Annotated in this window: 21 protein-coding genes; 11 read left to right on the plus strand and 10 right to left on the minus strand. The window is 61.5% G+C overall.

Annotated elements, in window-relative coordinates; all coding sequences use genetic code 11:
- Window positions 1-79 precede the first annotated feature (79 nt).
- The 7 genes from PSH59_RS01635 to PSH59_RS01665 all read left to right on the plus strand — a co-directional run bounded on the left by PSH59_RS01635 (window position 80) and on the right by PSH59_RS01665 (window position 5,879).
- A complete protein-coding gene (locus PSH59_RS01635; protein ID WP_305394146.1) occupies window positions 80-1,741 on the plus strand; it encodes an OFA family MFS transporter in 1,662 nt (553 codons plus the stop codon).
- Window positions 1,742-2,010: 269 nt separating this feature from the next.
- A complete protein-coding gene (gene hisB / locus PSH59_RS01640) occupies window positions 2,011-2,604 on the plus strand; it encodes an imidazoleglycerol-phosphate dehydratase HisB (protein WP_003218037.1) in 594 nt (197 codons plus the stop codon).
- Window positions 2,604-3,242 (plus strand): imidazole glycerol phosphate synthase subunit HisH, encoded by a 639-nt coding sequence (gene hisH / locus PSH59_RS01645; protein WP_248076985.1) that lies wholly within the window; start codon window positions 2,604-2,606, stop codon window positions 3,240-3,242. Before hisB ends, hisH begins: the two co-directional genes overlap by 1 nt.
- Window positions 3,243-3,500, plus strand: a complete 258-nt coding sequence (locus PSH59_RS01650; RefSeq protein ID WP_248076987.1) for a DUF2164 domain-containing protein — start codon at window positions 3,243-3,245, stop codon at window positions 3,498-3,500.
- Window positions 3,501-3,539: 39 nt separating this feature from the next.
- On the plus strand, window positions 3,540-4,277 hold the full coding sequence (hisA, locus tag PSH59_RS01655) for a 1-(5-phosphoribosyl)-5-[(5-phosphoribosylamino)methylideneamino]imidazole-4-carboxamide isomerase (RefSeq protein WP_057010603.1): 738 nt from the start codon (window positions 3,540-3,542) through the stop codon (window positions 4,275-4,277).
- Between the two features lie 9 nt (window positions 4,278-4,286).
- Complete coding sequence (gene hisF / locus PSH59_RS01660; protein WP_003171107.1) at window positions 4,287-5,057, plus strand: imidazole glycerol phosphate synthase subunit HisF; 771 nt, start codon at window positions 4,287-4,289, stop codon at window positions 5,055-5,057.
- A gap of 66 nt (window positions 5,058-5,123) precedes the next feature.
- Window positions 5,124-5,879, plus strand: coding sequence for an ABC transporter substrate-binding protein (locus PSH59_RS01665; RefSeq protein ID WP_305394147.1), 756 nt, complete (start codon window positions 5,124-5,126; stop codon window positions 5,877-5,879).
- Here the strand turns inward: PSH59_RS01665 and PSH59_RS01670 are convergent.
- From PSH59_RS01670 to gpmI, 5 genes are all read right to left on the minus strand, one after another.
- A complete protein-coding gene (locus PSH59_RS01670; protein WP_305394148.1) occupies window positions 5,832-7,124 on the minus strand; it encodes a Vps62-related protein in 1,293 nt (430 codons plus the stop codon). The genes PSH59_RS01665 and PSH59_RS01670 overlap by 48 nt on opposite strands.
- Before the next feature lie 63 nt (window positions 7,125-7,187).
- The gene (locus PSH59_RS01675) at window positions 7,188-7,973 is read right to left on the minus strand and encodes a divergent polysaccharide deacetylase family protein (RefSeq protein WP_305394149.1); all 786 of its coding nucleotides are present in this window, start codon (window positions 7,971-7,973) and stop codon (window positions 7,188-7,190) included.
- A 1-nt stretch (window position 7,974) separates the two neighbouring features.
- Window positions 7,975-9,291 (minus strand): S41 family peptidase, encoded by a 1,317-nt coding sequence (locus tag PSH59_RS01680; protein ID WP_248076997.1) that lies wholly within the window; start codon window positions 9,289-9,291, stop codon window positions 7,975-7,977.
- A gap of 30 nt (window positions 9,292-9,321) precedes the next feature.
- Complete coding sequence (locus PSH59_RS01685) at window positions 9,322-10,617, minus strand: murein hydrolase activator EnvC (protein ID WP_248077000.1); 1,296 nt, start codon at window positions 10,615-10,617, stop codon at window positions 9,322-9,324.
- A 174-nt stretch (window positions 10,618-10,791) separates the two neighbouring features.
- Window positions 10,792-12,318 (minus strand): 2,3-bisphosphoglycerate-independent phosphoglycerate mutase, encoded by a 1,527-nt coding sequence (gene gpmI, locus PSH59_RS01690; protein WP_305394150.1) that lies wholly within the window; start codon window positions 12,316-12,318, stop codon window positions 10,792-10,794.
- A 151-nt stretch (window positions 12,319-12,469) separates the two neighbouring features.
- Here gpmI and PSH59_RS01695 point away from each other — a divergent pair, with 151 nt between their 5' ends.
- The 3 genes from PSH59_RS01695 to secB are packed head-to-tail and all read left to right on the plus strand — an operon-like array spanning window position 12,470 to window position 13,661.
- Complete coding sequence (locus PSH59_RS01695; RefSeq protein ID WP_248077004.1) at window positions 12,470-12,883, plus strand: rhodanese-like domain-containing protein; 414 nt, start codon at window positions 12,470-12,472, stop codon at window positions 12,881-12,883.
- Window position 12,884: 1 nt separating this feature from the next.
- Window positions 12,885-13,139: a glutaredoxin 3 gene (grxC, locus tag PSH59_RS01700; protein ID WP_248077006.1), complete on the plus strand. Its 255-nt coding sequence runs from the start codon at window positions 12,885-12,887 to the stop codon at window positions 13,137-13,139.
- Between the two features lie 42 nt (window positions 13,140-13,181).
- Complete coding sequence (secB, locus tag PSH59_RS01705) at window positions 13,182-13,661, plus strand: protein-export chaperone SecB (protein WP_014716520.1); 480 nt, start codon at window positions 13,182-13,184, stop codon at window positions 13,659-13,661.
- Between the two features lie 120 nt (window positions 13,662-13,781).
- On the opposite strand, the gene PSH59_RS01710 is transcribed toward secB, so the two are convergent.
- A complete protein-coding gene (locus PSH59_RS01710) occupies window positions 13,782-14,237 on the minus strand; it encodes a tRNA (cytidine(34)-2'-O)-methyltransferase (protein ID WP_248077008.1) in 456 nt (151 codons plus the stop codon).
- Here PSH59_RS01710 and PSH59_RS01715 point away from each other — a divergent pair.
- Window positions 14,236-14,676: a hypothetical protein gene (locus PSH59_RS01715; protein ID WP_305394151.1), complete on the plus strand. Its 441-nt coding sequence runs from the start codon at window positions 14,236-14,238 to the stop codon at window positions 14,674-14,676. The two genes, PSH59_RS01710 and PSH59_RS01715, sit on opposite strands and share 2 nt — an antisense overlap.
- A gap of 444 nt (window positions 14,677-15,120) precedes the next feature.
- Here PSH59_RS01715 and ntrC read toward each other — a convergent pair whose 3' ends face one another.
- The 4 genes from ntrC to PSH59_RS01735 all read right to left on the minus strand — a co-directional run bounded on the left by ntrC (window position 15,121) and on the right by PSH59_RS01735 (window position 18,994).
- Complete coding sequence (gene ntrC, locus PSH59_RS01720; RefSeq protein ID WP_017849926.1) at window positions 15,121-16,557, minus strand: nitrogen regulation protein NR(I); 1,437 nt, start codon at window positions 16,555-16,557, stop codon at window positions 15,121-15,123.
- A complete protein-coding gene (glnL, locus tag PSH59_RS01725; protein ID WP_305394152.1) occupies window positions 16,554-17,639 on the minus strand; it encodes a nitrogen regulation protein NR(II) in 1,086 nt (361 codons plus the stop codon). The genes ntrC and glnL overlap by 4 nt, the downstream gene beginning before the upstream one ends.
- 294 nt (window positions 17,640-17,933) lie before the next feature.
- Window positions 17,934-18,359, minus strand: coding sequence for a cupin domain-containing protein (locus PSH59_RS01730; RefSeq protein ID WP_305394153.1), 426 nt, complete (start codon window positions 18,357-18,359; stop codon window positions 17,934-17,936).
- Between the two features lie 95 nt (window positions 18,360-18,454).
- Complete coding sequence (locus PSH59_RS01735) at window positions 18,455-18,994, minus strand: chorismate mutase (RefSeq protein WP_305394154.1); 540 nt, start codon at window positions 18,992-18,994, stop codon at window positions 18,455-18,457.
- Between the last annotated feature and the right edge of the window lie 5 nt (window positions 18,995-18,999).

The raw sequence follows: 18,999 nt of genomic DNA on the forward strand, positions 1-18,999 counted from the left end.
AAAAACGGCCACGCTTTGCGTGCAAGGCCGAGGGAGAGAGCGCCTGACGGACAACTACAAATAACTGGGGGAAACACCAATGAGCACTAGTACTGCGGCCGGTTCAGCCGCCGCACAGCCTGCGTTCCTGTCCAAGGAACGCATTATCGCCAAGCCCGGCTTCAACCGCTGGCTGGTTCCACCGGCCGCGCTGGCCATTCACCTTTGCATCGGCATGGCCTACGGCTTCTCGGTGTTCTGGTTGCCGTTGTCCAAGGCGCTGGGTATCACCAAACCTGTGGCTTGCGCGCCGGACATGAGCTTCATCGCCCAAGTCTTCTCGTCCCAATGCGACTGGCCCATCTCCATGCTGGGCTGGATCTACACCCTCTTCTTTATCTTCCTGGGCTGCTCTGCAGCGATCTGGGGTGGCTGGCTGGAACATGCCGGGCCGCGTAAAGCCGGTGTCGTATCGGCCTTGTGCTGGTGCGGCGGCCTGCTGATTTCGGCATTGGGTATCTATACCCATCAGATCTGGCTGATGTGGATCGGCTCCGGCGTCATTGGCGGTATCGGCCTGGGCCTGGGCTATATCTCGCCTGTGTCGACCCTGATCAAGTGGTTCCCGGACAAGCGCGGCATGGCCACCGGCATGGCGATCATGGGCTTCGGCGGCGGCGCGATGGTGGGTGCACCGCTGGCTGCAGCGCTGATGGGCCACTTCGCTTCGCCAACGAGCGTGGGCGTTTGGCAGAGCTTCCTGGTAATGGCGGCGATCTACTTTGTGTTCATGATCGGCGGCGCATTGTCCTACCGCGTGCCACCGACCGGCTGGAAGCCAGAGGGCTGGACCGCGCCGGCGAAAAAAGCCAGCAACGCGATGATCACCCACCGCCACGTGCACGTGAACGTAGCGTGGAAAACGCCACAATTCCGCCTGGTGTGGCTGGTGTTGTGCCTGAACGTATCGGCCGGTATCGGCATCCTCGGCATGGCTTCGCCGCTGCTGCAGGAAGTGTTCGGCGGCAAGCTGCTGGGTGTGGATGTGCCGTTTGGCCAGTTGGATGCGGGGCAATTGGCATCGATCGCGGCCATCGCAGCGGGCTTCACCGGTCTGTTGAGCCTGTTCAACATCGGTGGTCGCTTCTTCTGGGCCTCGTTCTCCGACTACCTGGGCCGTAAAAACACCTACTTCGTGTTCTTCGCCCTGGGCTTTGCCCTGTATGCGCTGATCCCGAACCTGGGGCACCTGGGTAACGTCGCGCTGTTCGTGGCGGCGTTCTGCATCATCCTGTCGATGTACGGCGGTGGTTTCGCGACCGTTCCGGCATACCTCGCGGACCTGTTCGGCACCCAGATGGTCGGCGCGATCCACGGTCGCCTGCTGACCGCATGGTCGGCGGCGGGCGTGCTGGGCCCTGTGTTGGTTAACTACCTGCGTGAGTATCAGTTGAGCATCGGCGTTGAGCGCGCCGCGGCTTATGACATCACCTTGTACATCCTCGCCGGTCTGCTGGTGCTGGGCTTTATCTGCAACCTGCTGGTCCGTCCGGTGGCCGACAAGTACTTCATGAGCGACGCAGAACTGGCCGCCGAGCAGGCCCTGGGCCATGACAAAGGCGCGGATGCCAGCACCGTGCTGGAGTGGAAAGCCTCCGCCGGCAGCAAGCCTCTGGCGATTGCCGCCTGGCTGGTGGTGGGTATTCCGTTGGCGTGGGGTGTGTGGGTGACCCTGCAGAAGACGGCGGTACTGTTCCGCTAACGCTGTACCTGATCATTCCCACGCTATGCGTGGGAATGCATCCCCTGACGCTCCGCGTCACCAGCGCGCCGGACCTGAGTCTTGCGTCAGTTGGCGGGACGCGGAGCGTCCCGGGCGGCATTCCCACGCAGAGCGTGGGAATGATCTTCGCGCACCAGGCTGGGGCGCTTTGATCAACTCGTCAGTCTTATCCCCTTCGATGTTTCTGTTTAGCGCCCGCGCCCCTATAATGGCTGCCTTTTTCGCCCAATGATTTTGCGGAGCTGGTGATGGCCGAACGTAAGGCGTCCGTCGAGCGCGACACTCTGGAAACCCAGATCAAAGCCTCGATCAACCTGGATGGCACCGGAAAGGCCCGATTTGATATCGGTGTACCTTTTCTTGAGCACATGCTGGACCAGATCGCCCGTCACGGGCTGATCGACCTGGATATCGTCAGCAAGGGCGACCTGCATATCGACGACCACCACACGGTGGAAGACGTAGGCATCACCCTGGGCCAGGCGTTTGCCAAGGCCATCGGCGACAAAAAAGGCATCCGTCGCTACGGCCATGCCTATGTCCCGTTGGACGAAGCGCTGTCGCGCGTGGTCATCGACTTCTCCGGCCGCCCAGGCCTGCAGATGCACGTGCCCTATACCCGCGCCACCGTCGGCGGCTTTGACGTTGACCTGTTCCAGGAATTTTTCCAGGGTTTCGTCAACCACGCACTCGTCAGCCTGCACATCGACAACCTGCGCGGTACCAATACCCACCACCAGATCGAAACCGTGTTCAAGGCCTTCGGTCGCGCGCTGCGCATGGCGGTGGAGCTGGATGACCGCATGGCCGGGCAAATGCCGTCGACCAAGGGCGTCCTGTAATGCAGACGGTCGCGGTTATCGATTACGGCATGGGTAACCTGCACTCGGTGGCCAAGGCCCTCGAGCACGTGGGAGCCGGCAAGGTGCTGATCACCAGCGATGCCAAGGTGATCCGCGAAGCCGACCGCGTGGTATTCCCGGGTGTTGGCGCAATTCGCGATTGCATGGCCGAAATCCGCCGCCTGGGCTTTGACAGCCTGGTGCGCGAAGTCAGCCAGGACCGCCCGTTCCTCGGCATCTGCGTGGGCATGCAAGCCTTGCTCGATCGCAGTGAAGAGAACAACGGCGTCGACTGCATCGGTCTGTTCCCCGGTCAGGTGAAGTTCTTCGGCAAAGACCTGCACGAGGACGGCGCCCATCTCAAAGTGCCGCACATGGGCTGGAACCAAGTCAGCCAGACCGTGGACCACCCGTTGTGGCACGACATTCCGGACATGGCGCGTTTCTACTTCGTGCACAGCTACTACATCGCCGCCGGTAACCCGCGCCAGGTGGTGGGTGGCGGGCACTACGGCGTCGACTTCGCCGCAGCGCTGGCCGACGGTTCGCGCTTTGCCGTGCAGTTCCACCCGGAGAAGAGCCATACCCATGGCCTGCAATTGCTGCAGAACTTCGCCGCCTGGGACGGGCGCTGGTAAATGGCCCGCAAGCCGAAGCCGCCGATCTTGAGCCTCACGCCCGAGCAGGAGAGTGAGGCCACCCTCAAGATCAAGCGATTCATGGAAGATCGCTTCGAGCTCAAGCTGGGCTCGTTCGAGGTCGCCGAGATTCTCGAACTGTTCACCCACGAAGTGGCGCCGCATTATTACAACAGGGCGATTTTCGATACGCAGACGCTCCTTAAAGAAAGGTTCGAAAGCATCGAAAGCGACCTGTGGTCGCTTGAGAAACCCTGATTTCCCAAGCATTGCTGAATTTCGAATAAGGTTTGCCAGATGCTGATTATCCCCGCTATCGATCTCAAGGACGGCGCCTGCGTACGTCTGCGCCAAGGCCGCATGGAAGATTCCACTGTGTTCTCCGATGACCCGGTGAGCATGGCTGCCAAATGGGTGGAAGGGGGCTGCCGTCGTCTGCACCTGGTGGACTTGAACGGCGCCTTTGAAGGCCAGCCGGTCAATGGCGAAGTGGTCACCGCGATCGCCAGGCGCTACCCGAACCTGCCGATCCAGATCGGTGGCGGTATCCGCTCCCTGGAAACCATCGAACATTACGTCAAGGCGGGCGTGAGCTACGTCATCATCGGCACCAAGGCCGTCAAAGACCCCGCCTTCGTCGCAGAAGCGTGCCGTGCGTTCCCCGGCAAAGTCATCGTCGGCCTGGACGCTAAAGATGGTTTCGTCGCCACCGATGGCTGGGCTGAAATCAGCACCGTACAGGTGATTGACCTGGCCAAGCAGTTCGAAGCCGATGGCGTGTCCGCGATCGTTTACACCGACATTGCCAAAGACGGCATGATGCAGGGCTGCAACGTGCCGTTCACCGCCGCACTGGCGGCCGCGACCAGGATCCCGGTGATCGCGTCCGGCGGTATTCACAACCTGGGCGACATCAAGTCGCTGCTGGACGCCAAGGCGCCAGGGATCATCGGCGCGATCACCGGCCGCGCGATCTACGAAGGGACCCTGGACGTCGCCGAGGCCCAGGCTTACTGCGATGCCTACAACGGCTGAGGACTGACCATGGCGCTGGCCAAACGCATCATCCCTTGCCTGGACGTCGACAACGGTCGCGTGGTCAAGGGCGTCAAGTTCGAGAACATTCGTGACGCCGGTGACCCGGTGGAAATCGCCCGTCGCTACGATGAACAAGGTGCCGACGAGATTACCTTTCTCGACATCACCGCCAGCGTCGACGGCCGCGACACCACGCTGCATACCGTCGAGCGCATGGCCAGCCAGGTGTTTATCCCGCTGACCGTGGGCGGTGGCGTGCGTACCGTGCAGGACATCCGCAACCTGCTCAACGCGGGCGCGGACAAAGTGTCGATCAACACCGCCGCGGTGTTCAACCCGGAGTTCGTCGGCGAAGCCGCGCAGCACTTCGGTTCGCAATGCATCGTGGTCGCCATCGACGCCAAGAAGGTCTCAGGCCCGGGCGAAACCCCGCGCTGGGAGATCTTCACCCATGGCGGTCGTAAACCCACCGGCCTGGATGCGGTGGAGTGGGCGATGAAGATGGAAGGCCTGGGCGCCGGGGAGATCCTGCTGACCAGCATGGACCAGGACGGCATGAAAAACGGCTTCGACCTGGGCGTCACCCGCGCCATCAGCGATGCACTGGGCATTCCGGTGATCGCCTCCGGCGGCGTGGGGAACCTGCAACATTTGGCCGACGGTGTGATCGAAGGCCACGCCAGCGCGGTGCTGGCGGCGAGCATTTTCCACTTTGGTGAATACACCGTTCCCGAGGCCAAGGCCTACATGGCGGCGCGCGGTATCGTGGTTCGTTAAACGTTGCTGGACACCATGGCAGGCGCGCGGCACTCTCTGCGCTTGCCATGGATTTCGGTAACCTTCATGTTCAAACACCTGCTGCTCGCCCTTGCCAGTACCTTCGTGCTGATGGTCGGCACCGCCCACGCCGAAGCATCGTCCGACGACACCCTGGTGCTGCTGACGGAAAACTTCCCGCCTTACAACATGGCGAAAAACGGCAAGAACTTCGCCAAGGAAGAGAACATCGAAGGCATCGCCGTGGACATCGTGCGAGAAACCTTCAAGCGCGCCGGCATCTCCTACAACCTCACCCTGCGTTTTCCTTGGGAGCGCATCTACAAACTCGCCCTGGAGAAACCCGGCTACGGCGTATTCGTGATGGCGCGTCTGCCGGAACGCGAAGCGCTGTTCAAGTGGGTCGGCCCCATCGGCCCGGATGACTGGGTGCTGCTGGCCAAGGCCGACAGCAAGGTCCAGGTCGCCGACCTCGAGCACGCCCGCGGCTTCAAGATCGGTGCCTATAAAGGTGACGCCATTGCTCAAACCCTGGAGCGGCAGGGGCTCAAGCCGATCCTTGCGCTACGTGACCAGGACAACGCGCAAAAGCTTGTAGATGGCCAGATCGACCTGTGGGCCACCGGCGACCCGGCGGGCCGCTATCTGGCCCGCCAGGTCGGGGTGACCCAGCTAAAGACGGTCCTGCGCTTCAACAGTGCCCAGCTTTACCTGGCGCTGAACAAGGAGGTGCCGGACCAGGTAGTCGCCAGGCTCCAGGCGGCGCTCGACCAGTTACGGGGCGAGGGTGTCGTCAACGACATCATGGCGCGCTATCTCTAGCCCCGGTTCCTCTTGAGCGGGTTGTAGCGTTGCAGGCGTCTGCTCGGGCAGCGGCTGGGTGTCGGCGGACTCGCTGATATAGATGTGATCGCCATTGGTGTAGCTCACGGTGGATGACACCTGGCTGCCGTCCTGGCGTAGCAGCCGGTAGTCGCTTTGCAGCAGGTAAGCCGCCAGGGCTTTCTGCGGCGGCGCGTACGTGATGATCTCCAGCGGCGCTGAATGGCTCCAGTTTTTGGCCGAGCGTTGGGTGTGGGTGAAGTCTCGGTCCAGATGCGCCGAGAACTTCAGCGCGAAGCCGCGTGTGTCATCCGGCCACCTGCTACACAGGTTGACGCAGGTGATGGCGGCCAGGGCCTTGGCATTTCTGCCGTTCTCACCTTTGGTGGCGGTCCACATGAACGGCTGACTGGTCGCTGTGGTGTTGTGACCGAAGCCGGCCAGCAGATGACGGTCTGTACGTTCCAGTCGATACGTGGGCGACGCCTGAGACTGTTCGATCACGGTCATTTCCGGGTCTTTCACACAAAACCACGGCAACTCGCACACTTGGGGGGTGGATGCAGTTTCGACTTGGGAGGGGGGTTCGAGCCCGCTGAAGGCGGGCGGTGCGGGCAGGTCGCTCAGTTGCGCTGTCAGTGTCAAACGCAGCGAATACACCCCATGGCGAGGCTTGGTATAGGTGGTGTTACCAACAAAGGTGCCGGGGGCCAGGTAGAGCTCTCCGGCGGATGCATCGGGAAGGGTGATGGACCACAGGCTTAGATCGTTGGGGCCGCCGCTGCCTTTATCGTTCCAGATCGGTTCCCCGACTTGAGCGGCCACCACCAGGTCTTCTCGCACGCAACGCACGGCGTGGTATGAGGGTTTGTCGTAGTTCACACCGTACACCAGTCCCATCGCTACATAACCCTGTGGGGGTACCGGGCGCCAAATCGACGCATCGGCGCGCGCGCCCGTGCCCTTGTCGTGCCACACCAACTCGTAGTCGAGCGGCGGGCGCAGGGCGGTGCCTTCGGCTTTGTTCGCATCGCTGACGACTGCAACGATTCTGCTTTGGTTGATATTGCGATAGTGATCAGCCGCAATATCACCCAGGGAAAAAAACGAGCTCAGTGCATCGGATGTCGTGCTGGGTCGCCATAGGCCAACAGGTTTATGCGCACCGGAGCCTTTATCGTTCCACAGAGGTAAAAACTCGCTGGTGAAGCTGATGAGCAGGTCGTTGAATTGCAAGGGGTTCATGGATAGGTCTCCAGTTGATTGAGGTATCAACTATCGAGCCGGGAGTGCGGTGGTGAGCGGTAACTATCTACGTGTCGGAAGATACTCGCCGTTTTTTCCATGTGCCGCCATGGCTTGGTTGCTGCGCACGCTGATCATCAACTTGATATCGATCCATTCCACACCCTGGGCCTTGAGCTTGGGCAATTCGCGCTCCAGCACTGCCAGGGTTTGCGGGTAAGGGTGGCCGATCATCACGGCCGAACCCTGTTTATGGGCAAGCTTGATTGCCGTTTGCAGCTGCGTGGCAATGGCCGCTTCGGTACGTTCGTCATCCAGGAACACGTCCCGCGAAACATGCGCCAGACCGATCTTTTGTGCCTCGGCCGCCGCCACGGTTTGCGCGCTGGTACGGCTGTCGACAAAGAACTTGTTGCGCCGTTGCAGTTCGGCCATCAACCAGGCCATGGCGGCGGGTTGCGCCGTCATACGGCTGCCCATGTGGTTGTTGATGCCGGCGGTGTAGGGCACTGCGTTGAACGCGGCGTCCAGGCGTTTGCCCAGTTCTTCGATGGGCAGCTCGGGGTGCCAGGCGAACGGACCGGTGGCCGGGTCCATGGGCATGTGCAGGATCACGGTCTTGCCCGCCTTGTGGGCTTCGCGGGCGAATTCGGCGGCGTGAGGGGTGTCGGGCATGATCGCGGTGGTGACGGGCCCAGGCAGGGCCAGTACGCGCCGATCCCGGGGCAGGTTTTGCCCCAGGTCGTCGATGATCAGGGTCAGGTAGGCTTTTTGCGGCTCGCCGGCCGGGGTCGCATGGGCGACCCCGGCCAGGCTGCACAGCACAGCGATGATCAGTGCAAAACGCATATCAACGGCTGCGCGTGATGCTCAGGCCCTTGAGCAGGCTCAGCGCCTGGGCCAACTGGTAATCGTCGTCCTGCGGCATCGGCTTGGCTTTCGCGGCGCTGCCGGTCGGCTGGTCGGCGCCGCCGTTGCCGTTGCCCAGGTGACCTTGCAGGTCTGCCTCTTTGTAGTACTCGCTGTCGACCTCGTTGGTGATCTTGGCCTTGCGCACTTCAATGTCCGGGACGATGCCCTGGGCCTGGATCGAGCGGCCATTCGGCGTGTAGTACAGCGCGGTGGTGATCTTCAGCGCACGCTCGTTGTTCAGCGGCAGCACGGTTTGCACCGAGCCTTTGCCGAAGCTGGTGGTGCCCATCAGCACGCCGCGCTTCTGGTCTTGCAGGGCACCGGCGACGATCTCCGACGCCGAGGCACTGCCGCCGTTGATCAGCACGGCCAGCGGCACGTTCTCGCTGAGGTCGTTGCCGGTGGCCGAGAAACGCAGCTCGGAATTGGCGATACGGCCTTTGGTGTAGACGATCAAGCCTTTGGTGATGAAGTGGTCGACCACTTCCACCGCCGATTGCAGCACGCCGCCTGGGTTGTTACGCAGATCGAGCACAATGCCGCTGAGCTTCTTGCCGTTGTCCTTGCGCAGCTTGGCCAGGGCCTTGGCCACTTCGTCGCCGGTCTTGACCTGGAATTGGGTGATGCGGATGTAGCCGTAGCCCGACTCCAGCAACTGGCTCTTCACGCTCTTGACCGTGATGGTCGCGCGGGTCAGCGTCACGTCGAACGGGTTACCGCCGTCGCGCACCAGGGTCAGGGTGATCTTCTGGCCGATCTTGCCGCGCATCTTGTCGACGGCTTCGGTCATGGTCTGGCCACGGGTCGGCTGGCCGTTGATCTTGACGATAAAGTCGCCGGCCTGGATGCCGGCCTTGGACGCCGGGGTGTCGTCGATGGGCGAGACCACTTTGATGTTGCCGTCTTCGGCACCGACTTCAATGCCCAGACCGCCGAATTCACCGCTGGTGCTTTCCTGCAACTCGGCGAAATCTTCCGGGCCCAGGTAAGCGGAGTGGGGGTCAAGGTTGCTGAGCATGCCCTTGATGGCGTTCTCCAACAGGGTCTTGTCGTCTACGGGTTCGACATAGGCTGCCTTGATCCGGTCCATGACCTCCGCGAAGGTACGCAGCTCGTCCAGCGGCAACGGCGCCTTGGTGGTCGCGGCCGTAGCGGCGGGTGCAGCCGGAGCGGCCTGGTCGGCAAAAGCCAGAGGCGCGCCGATCACCAGGGCGATCGTCAGGGCCAGCGAAGTGAGGCGGGACAAATGCAGCATGTCGAACGAACTCCTAGTGTAGATGCGACCCTATCCTTGGGAACGGCACCATTGTGCGGGATCGCTCGGGCGACCCTGCTGACGAATAGCGAAGTACAGCGCCGGGGTGTCCTGGCCACCACTGTTACCGACAGTGGAGATGGATTCACCGGCTTTTACAACATCACCTGCCGACTTGAGCAACGTCTGATTGTGGCCGTAAAGGCTCAAATAGCCATTGCCGTGGTCGAGAATCACCAACAAACCGGCGCCCCGCAGCCAATCGGCAAACACCACGCGCCCGCCGTGGACGGCGTGGACCTGGCTGCCGGCAGAGGCGCTGATCATCACGCCATCCCACTTGGCGCGGGTGTCGTCGCCACGGGTTTCCCCAAAGCGTGCCAGTAATCGACCATCAACGGGCCATGGAAGTTTGCCGCGCGCTGCAGCAAAAGGCCCGCCGAAGGACTCGCCGGCGCTGGAAACCAGCGGGCCAGGCGCTGGATGCGCGGGTTTGCGCGGTGCCGGCGCATCCGTGGTGGCAGCCAGCTCGGCTTCACGCTGGCGCTTTTTTTCCGCTTCCTGCTGGGCGATCAGCGCTTTTTGCCGCGCTTCCTCTGCCTCACGTGCCTGGCGCGCCAGGGTTTCTTCGATGGTCTTGAGGACTTTGGCCAGGTCGGCCTGGTCCTGCTCGCGGGCCTGCAGCTTGGCGTCGCGGGCCTTTACGTCGTCATTGAGCTTGGCCAGGGCCAGTTGGCGTTCCTTGCGAACCTTGTCGAGTTCGTCGCGCTGGGTGTCGAGGGCGCTTTTCTGGTCTTGCAACTGCGACTGCTGGTTGGCGATTTCCTGTTCCACGTTGACCAGTTGGCGCAGGGTTTCGTTGAAGCTTTTAAGTTGCTCCAGGCGGGCCTTGCTCAGGTAGTCGTAGTAGGTCAGGGTGCGCGCGAATTTCTCGGGGTTCTGCTGGTTGAGCAGCAACTTGAGGTATTCCTGGCGGCCGCTCTGGTAGGCGGCGCGGGCCTGGATCGCGATCAGGCGTTGCTGTTCAACGCGTGCGCTCTGGAGTTTTTTTTTCTCAGCGTCGAGTCGCTCCAGTTCCGACTCGCTCTTCTTTAGTTCTTTTTGCAGCTCCTGGACCTGCTTCTCCAGCTTGCCCATTTCGGTTTCCGTGCCGCGCAGGTCTTTCTGCACCCCGGATTTTTCTTCCTGGAGCTTGCCGAGCAGTTTTTTCAGCTCGGTAATGTCCTGACGCGTAGCGTCCAACTGTTGTTGGGTTTGTGCGCGCTCGTCGGCAAATGCCGGTTGGAGCAGGCAGACAAGAGCAAGGGTAATCAAGGCGCGAAGCATAGAGGCGGGCGACACCAGGGAAAGGGACGGCCTAGTATGCCCGCCAAGCGCCGCAAAAAAAACGCCCAATGCGGGCTGGTGGGCAAGATAGGTGCCGAGTGGTTATCAAATAGCGCAAAACCCATGTGGGAGCTGGTGTGCACTCTCCCACATGGGTTTTGCAGTGAGCTGAAATTAAATCAGGATCGAAGTGCCGGTCATCTCTTGCGGCTTCTCCAGCCCCATCAACATCAACATGGTCGGGGCCACGTCGGCCAGCACGCCGCCGTCACGCACTTTAAAGTCGCGCTTGCCGACATAGATGAACGGCACCGGCTCGGTGGTGTGGGCCGTGTGGGCCTGGCCGGTGGATTCGTCGGACATTTGCTCGCAGTTGCCATGGTCTGCGGTGATCAGCGCTTCGCCGCCGACTTTCTCCAGCGCGTCGACAATGCGGCCGACGCACAGGTCCAGGCATTCCACGGCTTTGGTCGCCGCTGCCAGGTTGCCGCTGTGGCCGACCATGTCACCGTTGGCGTAGTTGACCACGATCACGTCATAACGCTGGTGTTCGATCGCGTCGACGATCTTGTCGGTGACTTCAGGCGCGCTCATTTCCGGCTGCAGGTCGTAGGTGGCGACTTTTGGCGAAGGAATCAGGATGCGTTCCTCACCTGGGAACGGTTCTTCGCGCCCGCCGGAAAAGAAGAACGTCACGTGGGCGTATTTTTCGGTTTCGGCGATGCGCAGCTGGGTCTTGCCGTTTTTCGCCAGGTAATCGCCCAGCACGTTGTCCAGGCTGCCCGGAGCGAAAGCGGCGGGGGCCGGGATGCTGGCGGCGTATTGGGTCAGGCCCACGTACTGCACTTTTGGCTGGCGTGCGCGGGGGAACTCGTTGAAGTCGTCCTCGACGAACACGCGGCTCAGCTCGCGGGCGCGGTCGGCGCGGAAGTTCATGAACACCACGGCGTCGCCGTCTTCGACTTTTACCGGCTCACCGATGGTGGTGGCTTTGACGAACTCATCGCTCTCGCCACGGGCGTAGGCCGCTTCCAGACCTTCCTGAGCGGTGGCGGCGTTGAACTCGGCCTGGCCGTCGACGATCAGGTTGTAGGCTTGGGAAACGCGGTCCCAGCGGTTGTCGCGGTCCATGGCGAAGTAACGGCCGATGATGCTGGCGATGCGACCTTTGCCCAGGGCGGCAAAAGTGGCGTCGAGCAGTTCGATGGACGACTGAGCGCTTTTGGGTGGTGTGTCGCGGCCGTCGAGGAAGGCGTGCAGGTAGATCTTGTCGGCGCCGCGCTTGAAGGCCAGTTCGGCCATGGCCACCAAATGGTCCTGGTGGCTGTGTACGCCACCGTCCGACAGCAGGCCCATGAAGTGCACGGCCTTGCCGGCGGCCACTGCTTTATCTACCGCCGCACAGATAGTCGGGTTCTCGAAGAACTCGCCGTCGCGGATCGCTTTGGTCACGCGTGTGAAGTCTTGATATACCACTCGTCCGGCGCCGAGGTTCATGTGGCCGACTTCCGAGTTGCCCATTTGGCCGTCCGGCAGGCCCACGTCCATGCCCGAGCCGGAGATCAGGCCGTTGGGTACGCTGGCGGTCAGGCGGTCGAGCACAGGCTTGCTGGCCGCGTATACCGCGTTGTCGTGGTGGCTTTCACTGTGTCCGAAGCCATCGAGAATTATCAGGACCAAAGGTTTAGGCGTGGTAGTCATAGATCCTCTCGCGGCGCTAATAAAGAAAGGCAATTGAAAAGGGAGTGGCAGTTTAAAGCGAAGTTCCGACCGCGTCACCGCTTTACGGGGGTTGGCCCCCCCTGACGGCTGTGTATACTTACCGCCATTTTAACGCCCTGGAACCTCCTTGATGGTTGATCACCTGATTGCATTTGCCACTGCCCACTATCTGCTTGTGGGTGCCTTCGTCATCCTGCTGGCGCTGCTGATCGCTCACGAATTGAGCCGTGGTGGCCGCAGCCTGAGCACGTCCGAGCTGACCGCGATGGTTAACAAGGACGAGGCCATTGTGGTGGATATCCGCCCTGCCAAGGACTTCGCCACCGGTCATATCGTCGGGGCCCTGAACATTCCCCAGGACAAGCTGATCGCGCGCCTGCCCGAGCTGGAAAAGCACAAGGCCAAGACCATCATCCTGGTCGACGCCCAGGGCCAGCACGCCGGCACCCACGCCCGCGAAATGCTCAAGACTGGTTTCACCGCGGCCAAACTGTCCGGTGGCATCAGCAGCTGGCGCGCCGATAACCTGCCGCTGGTGAAGTGATATGAGCCAGGTCGTCGTGTACTCCAGCGATTATTGCCCTTATTGCATGCGGGCCAAGGCTCTGCTGGATAAGAAGGGTGTTGCCTTCGAAGAGATCAAGGTCGATGGCAAACCCCAGCTGCGCGCCGAAATGGCCCAGAAGGCGGGGCGCACCTCCGTGCCGCAGATCTGGATCGGCGCCAGGCACGTCGGTGGTTGCGATGACCTGTTCGCCCTGGAGCGCGCCGGTAAACTCGATGCGCTGCTGCTCGTCTGACTCCCAAACCCTAAAAGACCCCAAGATCAAGAAGGATCCGCGATGACTGACCAACAGAACACCGAAGCAGCAGAAGCTCAAGGCCCACAGTTCTCGCTGCAGCGGATCTACGTGCGTGACCTGTCGTTCGAAGCGCCGAAAAGCCCGGCCATCTTCCGTCAGGAATGGACCCCAAGCGTTGCACTGGACCTCAACACCCGTCAAAAGGCGCTGGAAGGCGACTTCCACGAAGTCGTGCTGACCCTGTCGGTCACCGTCAAAAATGGCGAAGAAGTGGCCTTCATCGCTGAAGTGCAACAGGCCGGTATCTTCCTGATCCAGGGCCTGGACGAGGCGTCCATGAGCCACACCCTGGGTGCCTTCTGCCCGAACATCCTGTTCCCGTATGCCCGTGAGACCCTGGACAGCCTGGTCACCCGTGGCTCGTTCCCCGCGCTGATGCTGGCACCGGTGAACTTCGATGCCTTGTACGCTCAAGAGCTGCAGCGCATGCAACAGGAAGGCGCGCCGACCGTTCAATAAGTCGACGCGGTAAACAATGTGGGAGGGGGCCTGCCCCCGATAGCGGTGGATCAGTCACCCAGGTGTCGACTGAGACTCCGCCATCGGGGACAAGCCCCCTCCCACATTTCGTTTTGTGTGTTATTTGAAGCCGAGTTGGCGCCAACCTTCGTAAACCGCGACGGCTACGGTGTTGGACAGGTTCAAGCTGCGGCACCCTTCACGCATCGGTAAGCGCAGGCGATGGCCATCCGGCAGTGCATCGAGTACCTCGGCCGGCAGGCCACGACTTTCGGGGCCGAACAGGAAGGCGTCGCCCTCGGCGAAGCTGGCATCATGGAACGGTCGCGAGCCCTTGGTGGTGAACGCGAACAGGCGGGGGTTGCCCAGGCTTTCCAGGCAGCTCGCCAGGTCGGCATGGCGCTGGAGGGTGGCGTACTCGTGGTAGTCCAGCCCGGCACGGCGCAGACGTTTATCGTCCATGTCGAAACCCAAGGGCTCGATCAAATGCAGGTGGCAGCCACTGTTGGCGCACAGCCTGATAACGTTGCCGGTATTCGGCGGAATTTCTGGTTGAAAAAGGATGACGTGAAACATGCACGGCTCCGAAGGCAAAGATGCGCTGCATTCTACCCCCGAAGAGGACCCAAGACCGAAGCTAATGCCGAGGGTCATGGGCTCATTGGCGATTGCCGGCTTGATGGTGGGCCTGATGATCGGTCGCCTGACCACGCCGGACCCGGTGGAGTTGCAGCAGGTCGAGACCGTGGCGGATGGTGTCGTGGTGTGGTTCAACCGGGAACCCAAGCTGCACGGTGAACATATCGACGGCACGGTGGCATTGCTGTTCGACGCAGGCGGCAAGGCTGCCAGTGGGCAACTCAAGGTCGGTGACAAGGATGTGAACTGGCGCATTCGCAAGACCGATGCCGGTTTGCTGCTGAACCTGGTGGCGGCTCGGCCGTTGCGCGGGGAATGGCAGGGCCAGGAGGTCGACGACCGCTGGCGGCTGGAGATCCATCTCCAAGAGCAATAAAAGAGGGAATCCCCGGCCTGCCTGTACCAAGGTCCCCAAAACGGGCTGAAGCTTAGGGCGGTGCGCCGCATAAGCCCCGGTGTAAAGAAGGGAGTTCCCGGCCTGCCTGTACCAGGGCTCCCAAAACGGTGTGAAGCCTCAAGAGGCTTCGGTGTTAAAGAGGGGATTCTCGGCCTGCCTGTACCAAGGTCCCCGAAACTGGGTTGTACCAGGGTTATTGCAGGGCGCGTGCCAGAGTGGCGCAGGAGTGCCAAAAAAATCTTTTAGAAAGCACAAAGCCCCGGAATACGGGGCTTTGGTGTTTTGCAGCTCAGCTTTTTTCAGCAATGTTCAGGTGTCTGCCGTTGGCGCCATGCCCGATGCCGGTTCATGGTGCCTTGAAGCGGTGCACAGTTCCTGAACCTTGAACAGATGCACCTGTGGGATTGTCAGCGGATCTGAGGCTTAGCCCTCATCCCCGTCATCATCATCCGCACCATCGACCTTCATCCCCAGTTCCTTGATCTTGCGCGTCAGGGTATTACGCCCCCAGCCCAGCAACACCGCGGCGTCGCGACGGCGGCCGGCGGTGTGCTTCAAGGCGGTCTCGATCATGATCCGCTCGAACGCAGGCACCGCGCTGTCCAGCAGGTTCGACTGGCCACGCGCCAGTGCCTGGTCGGCCCACTGGCGCAGTGCCTGCTCCCAGTTGGTCACCGGTGCTGAGTCCTGCGGCAGGCTCAGCAGTTCCGGCGGCAGATCGCTGATATGCACTTCGCGGCCGGACGCCATTACGGTGATCCAGCGGCAGGTGTTCTCCAACTGGCGCACGTTGCCGGGCCACGGCAGGTTTTTGAGGTATTCCTCGGTTTCGCTTTTGAGCAGCTTCGGCTCCACCGCCAGCTCCTGGGCGGCGCGGCTGAGGAAGTGGCGAGCGAGGGTCGGGATGTCTTCGCGGCGATCCGACATGCGTGGGATGTGGATGCGGATCACGTTGAGGCGGTGGAACAAGTCCTCGCGGAATTTGCCCGCGTGTACCAGGGTTTCGAGGTTCTGGTGCGTGGCCGCAATGATGCGCACATCGACCTTGACCGGCGTGTGCCCGCCGACGCGGTAAAACTCGCCGTCCGCCAGTACGCGCAGCAAGCGGGTCTGGGTGTCGGCCGGCATGTCGCCGATTTCATCGAGAAACAAGGTGCCGCCGTCCGCTTGTTCAAAGCGGCCCCGACGCAGGTTGGCTGCACCGGTAAATGCGCCTTTCTCATGGCCGAACAGCTCGGATTCCATCAGGTCTTTTGGAATCGCCGCCATGTTCAGCGCAATAAACGGCGATGCTGCCCGTGGGCTGTGACGGTGCAGGGCGTGCGCCACCAGCTCTTTACCGGTCCCCGATTCGCCATTGATCAGCACGGTGATGTTGGAGTGGCTCAAGCGCCCGATGGCGCGAAACACTTCCTGCATCGCCGGTGCTTCACCGATGATTTCCGGGGTGCGGGTCAGGGCCGGCGGGGCTTCCTGGTTTTGCTGCTCCTGAGCGTGCTGATTGGCGCGCTTTACCAGCGCCACGGCCTCGTCCACGTCAAACGGCTTGGGCAGGTATTCAAACGCGCCGCCCTGATACGACGCGACAGCGCTGTCCAGGTCCGAGTGTGCGGTCATGATGATCACCGGCAGGCGCGGGTGCTGCTCGCGAATCCGCGCCAGCAGGTCCAGGCCACTGGCGCCGGGCATGCGGATGTCAGAGATGATCACGTCGGGCTGCTGGCGCGCCAGGCGGCTCATCACCCCGTCGGCGCTGTCGAAGCTCTGGGTGGTCATGCCTTCCTGTTGCAAGGCTTTCTCGAGGACCCAGCGGATAGAACGGTCGTCATCGACGATCCAGACAGTTTCACTACGGCTCATGTCGATTGGGCTCCTTGTTCCAGTGGCAGAAAGATCGAGAATGTGGTGTGGCCGGGATGGCTCTCACATTCGATCAGGCCCTGATGCTGGCTGATGATGTTCTGGGTAATGGCCAGGCCCAGCCCGGTACCGTCCGGGCGGCCGCTGACCATGGGAAAGAAAATGGTTTCCTGCAGTTCCGCAGGAATACCCGGACCGTTGTCGATGATCTCGACCTTGGTTACCAGGCGATGGCGCACATGGCCGATGGTGAACTGGCGCAGGGCGCGGGTGCGCAGGCTGATGCGGCCCAGGCGCAGTTCGTTCTGGCTGCTGATGGCCTGCATGGCGTTGCGCACGATGTTGAGGACCGCCTGGATCATCTGTTCGCGGTCGATCAACACGTCGGGAATGCTCGGGTCATAGTCGCGCACCAAGGTGATGCAGCCCTGGCTTTCCGCTTCAACCAACTGGCACACGCGCTCCAGAACTTCGTGCACGTTGGTCATCGCCAGCGATGGCAATTTGTTGGAGCCGAGCATGCGGTCCACCAGGTTACGCAAGCGGTCGGCCTCTTCGATGATGACGTTGGTGTAATCCTTAAGGTGCTCGTCCGGCAGTTCGCGCGCGAGCAACTGCGCGGCGCCGCGAATGCCGCCCAATGGGTTCTTGATCTCGTGGGCCAGGCCGCGCACCAGCATCTTGCTGGTTTCCTGTTTGGACAATTGCGCTTCTTCTTTGGTGATGCGCAGCAGGCGGTCGCGGGGGTGCACTTCGAGCAGCAGCAGGGTCGCGCCATTACTCAGGATCGGCGTTACGGCGTAGTCGACGGTCAGCGTCTGACCGGTGAGAGCGGTGAGCATCGCTTCGCGCTTGGTGAACGGGTGTGCCTGCTCCACGGCCTGGCGCAACGAACTCAAGGCTTCGGCCGATTCGGTGAACAATTCGCTGATGAACTGCCCATGGCTGCGCTGACCACTGATGGCCAGGAGCATTTCCGCGGCCGGGTTCATGTACTCAAGACGCAGGTCGTCATTGAGCAGAATGGTTGCGGTGGTCAGATTGTCGAGTAGCAAACGGTGCAGTGCATCGCTGATGGTCATCAGGACCTCTTTTGGAGCAAGGCGCGGGCTTGAGGCACACGCTGATACAAGGAAAATGCAAAAACCAAACCAAGGCTCCGAAAAGAAGCGTTAATCGCCTGAAATAGGGGTTCCAGGCGCGAAACTGTGGCGTTCTGCCAGCTTGCTCGGGAAGTTTCGAACCAAAATGGGTTGAGCGGGTGGGTAGGGTGCAGTGACGGGCACCAATATAGTGCGTTTTTGAAAGGGCTGTTCAGCAAGCATTCCAGGGATCGTGCGCGGCGTTTGGGCGCGCATGATCCAAGGGGGTTGCTATCAATAGGGTTGCGACAGCGGCATATCCGGTGTGCCTGCGTAGAACACCAGCAATTCCACAGGTGTCTTTCCGGTTGTGCCTCGATGCACTGTGCCGACCATCTCGGCCAGGGTTTCTCCCGGTTTGAGCGTGCGAGCCAGCCCTCCCTGGCGGGTTTCGACTGTCAGCTGACCCGAGACCACATAAGCCGCATTGGGGATTGGGTGGCTGTGCCAGGGCATCTGTGTATTTGCCGGGATCCGGATTCGCAACAGTGTGAGCTCCGGCGGCCCGGCGGGGTAGGTTTTATAGGGCGCTCCATCCCATGATGAGTGGCTCTTGAGCAGAACTTGCTGTTCGACGTGCGCAGCTTGCTTGGGTGGGCTGCCGCAGCCGATGACAGATAAGCAGGCAGCGGCGGCGAGCAGGCATTTGAGGGCATTCATGGTTCCGTCCTGTTTGGTCAGTGAGCCGTCAGGCTATGGCTGCCAATGGGCGGATGGATGCCGGACGGCGCCTCAAATCGAGTAGTCCGTAACCGTTATTGGTTGGTCTGGGTACACAGTTCGCCCGTGGCACGGATCATCGCGATCTGCAGCAGCGGCTCGTTGAGTGGCTCGTGCACAGCCTGCGCGACCCATTGCGGGCACGCGGGGTTGCTGCGCTCGGGGCTGAAGTCGGCCAGCTGTTGCAGCAGGCGTTTTTGCAGTTGGTCCAATTGTGGGCGGATCTGCCCCACCAGGTCAGGACGCGGGGCGTCGGGTGCCTTGCCCTGCCAATGCCAATCGGACAGGTGGGTGTACTGCACCAGTTTATTGGCCTCTATCTGCGCCGCAAAAAACTGTTCGGCGGCATCGGGAGACAGTTTGTAGTTGGCAGCCTGTGCTCTCACGCTGGCGATAACATCCTGTTCCCGTGCGCGGTCTTCTACCGCCTTGCGGCTGTCCCATTTGCTCAGTGCCACTTGGTCGGCGATGCTCAGGCGTTCGGCGATGCTGTCGAGCAAGGGGGCGAGTGTGGCGGGCGCTGCCGATACGTTGGTAGCGGTCAATAGCAGGGCGAATGCGATTCTGAGTTTCAAGGTTG

Source organism: Pseudomonas sp. FP2309, assembly GCF_030687575.1.
Lineage (GTDB): Bacteria > Pseudomonadota > Gammaproteobacteria > Pseudomonadales > Pseudomonadaceae > Aquipseudomonas.

Bases quoted from the DNA above. Each gene is read 5' to 3' on its own strand.
- PSH59_RS01675 (WP_305394149.1), bottom strand. From the start codon at position 7,973: ATGCGTTTTGCACTGATCATCGCTGTGCTGTGCAGCCTGGCCGGGGTC.
- PSH59_RS01695 (WP_248077004.1), top strand. From the start codon at position 12,470: ATGGTTGATCACCTGATTGCATTTGCCACTGCCCACTATCTGCTTGTG.
- PSH59_RS01665 (WP_305394147.1), top strand. From the start codon at position 5,124: ATGTTCAAACACCTGCTGCTCGCCCTTGCCAGTACCTTCGTGCTGATG.
- PSH59_RS01730 (WP_305394153.1), bottom strand. From the start codon at position 18,359: ATGAATGCCCTCAAATGCCTGCTCGCCGCCGCTGCCTGCTTATCTGTC.
- PSH59_RS01650 (WP_248076987.1), top strand. From the start codon at position 3,243: ATGGCCCGCAAGCCGAAGCCGCCGATCTTGAGCCTCACGCCCGAGCAG.
- glnL (WP_305394152.1), bottom strand. From the start codon at position 17,639: ATGACCATCAGCGATGCACTGCACCGTTTGCTACTCGACAATCTGACC.
- hisA (WP_057010603.1), top strand. From the start codon at position 3,540: ATGCTGATTATCCCCGCTATCGATCTCAAGGACGGCGCCTGCGTACGT.
- PSH59_RS01715 (WP_305394151.1), top strand. From the start codon at position 14,236: ATGCACGGCTCCGAAGGCAAAGATGCGCTGCATTCTACCCCCGAAGAG.
- PSH59_RS01670 (WP_305394148.1), bottom strand. From the start codon at position 7,124: ATGAACCCCTTGCAATTCAACGACCTGCTCATCAGCTTCACCAGCGAG.
- grxC (WP_248077006.1), top strand. From the start codon at position 12,885: ATGAGCCAGGTCGTCGTGTACTCCAGCGATTATTGCCCTTATTGCATG.
- PSH59_RS01685 (WP_248077000.1), bottom strand. From the start codon at position 10,617: ATGCTTCGCGCCTTGATTACCCTTGCTCTTGTCTGCCTGCTCCAACCG.
- hisF (WP_003171107.1), top strand. From the start codon at position 4,287: ATGGCGCTGGCCAAACGCATCATCCCTTGCCTGGACGTCGACAACGGT.
- PSH59_RS01680 (WP_248076997.1), bottom strand. From the start codon at position 9,291: ATGCTGCATTTGTCCCGCCTCACTTCGCTGGCCCTGACGATCGCCCTG.
- PSH59_RS01710 (WP_248077008.1), bottom strand. From the start codon at position 14,237: ATGTTTCACGTCATCCTTTTTCAACCAGAAATTCCGCCGAATACCGGC.
- hisH (WP_248076985.1), top strand. From the start codon at position 2,604: ATGCAGACGGTCGCGGTTATCGATTACGGCATGGGTAACCTGCACTCG.
- ntrC (WP_017849926.1), bottom strand. From the start codon at position 16,557: ATGAGCCGTAGTGAAACTGTCTGGATCGTCGATGACGACCGTTCTATC.
- PSH59_RS01635 (WP_305394146.1), top strand. From the start codon at position 80: ATGAGCACTAGTACTGCGGCCGGTTCAGCCGCCGCACAGCCTGCGTTC.
- hisB (WP_003218037.1), top strand. From the start codon at position 2,011: ATGGCCGAACGTAAGGCGTCCGTCGAGCGCGACACTCTGGAAACCCAG.
- secB (WP_014716520.1), top strand. From the start codon at position 13,182: ATGACTGACCAACAGAACACCGAAGCAGCAGAAGCTCAAGGCCCACAG.
- gpmI (WP_305394150.1), bottom strand. From the start codon at position 12,318: ATGACTACCACGCCTAAACCTTTGGTCCTGATAATTCTCGATGGCTTC.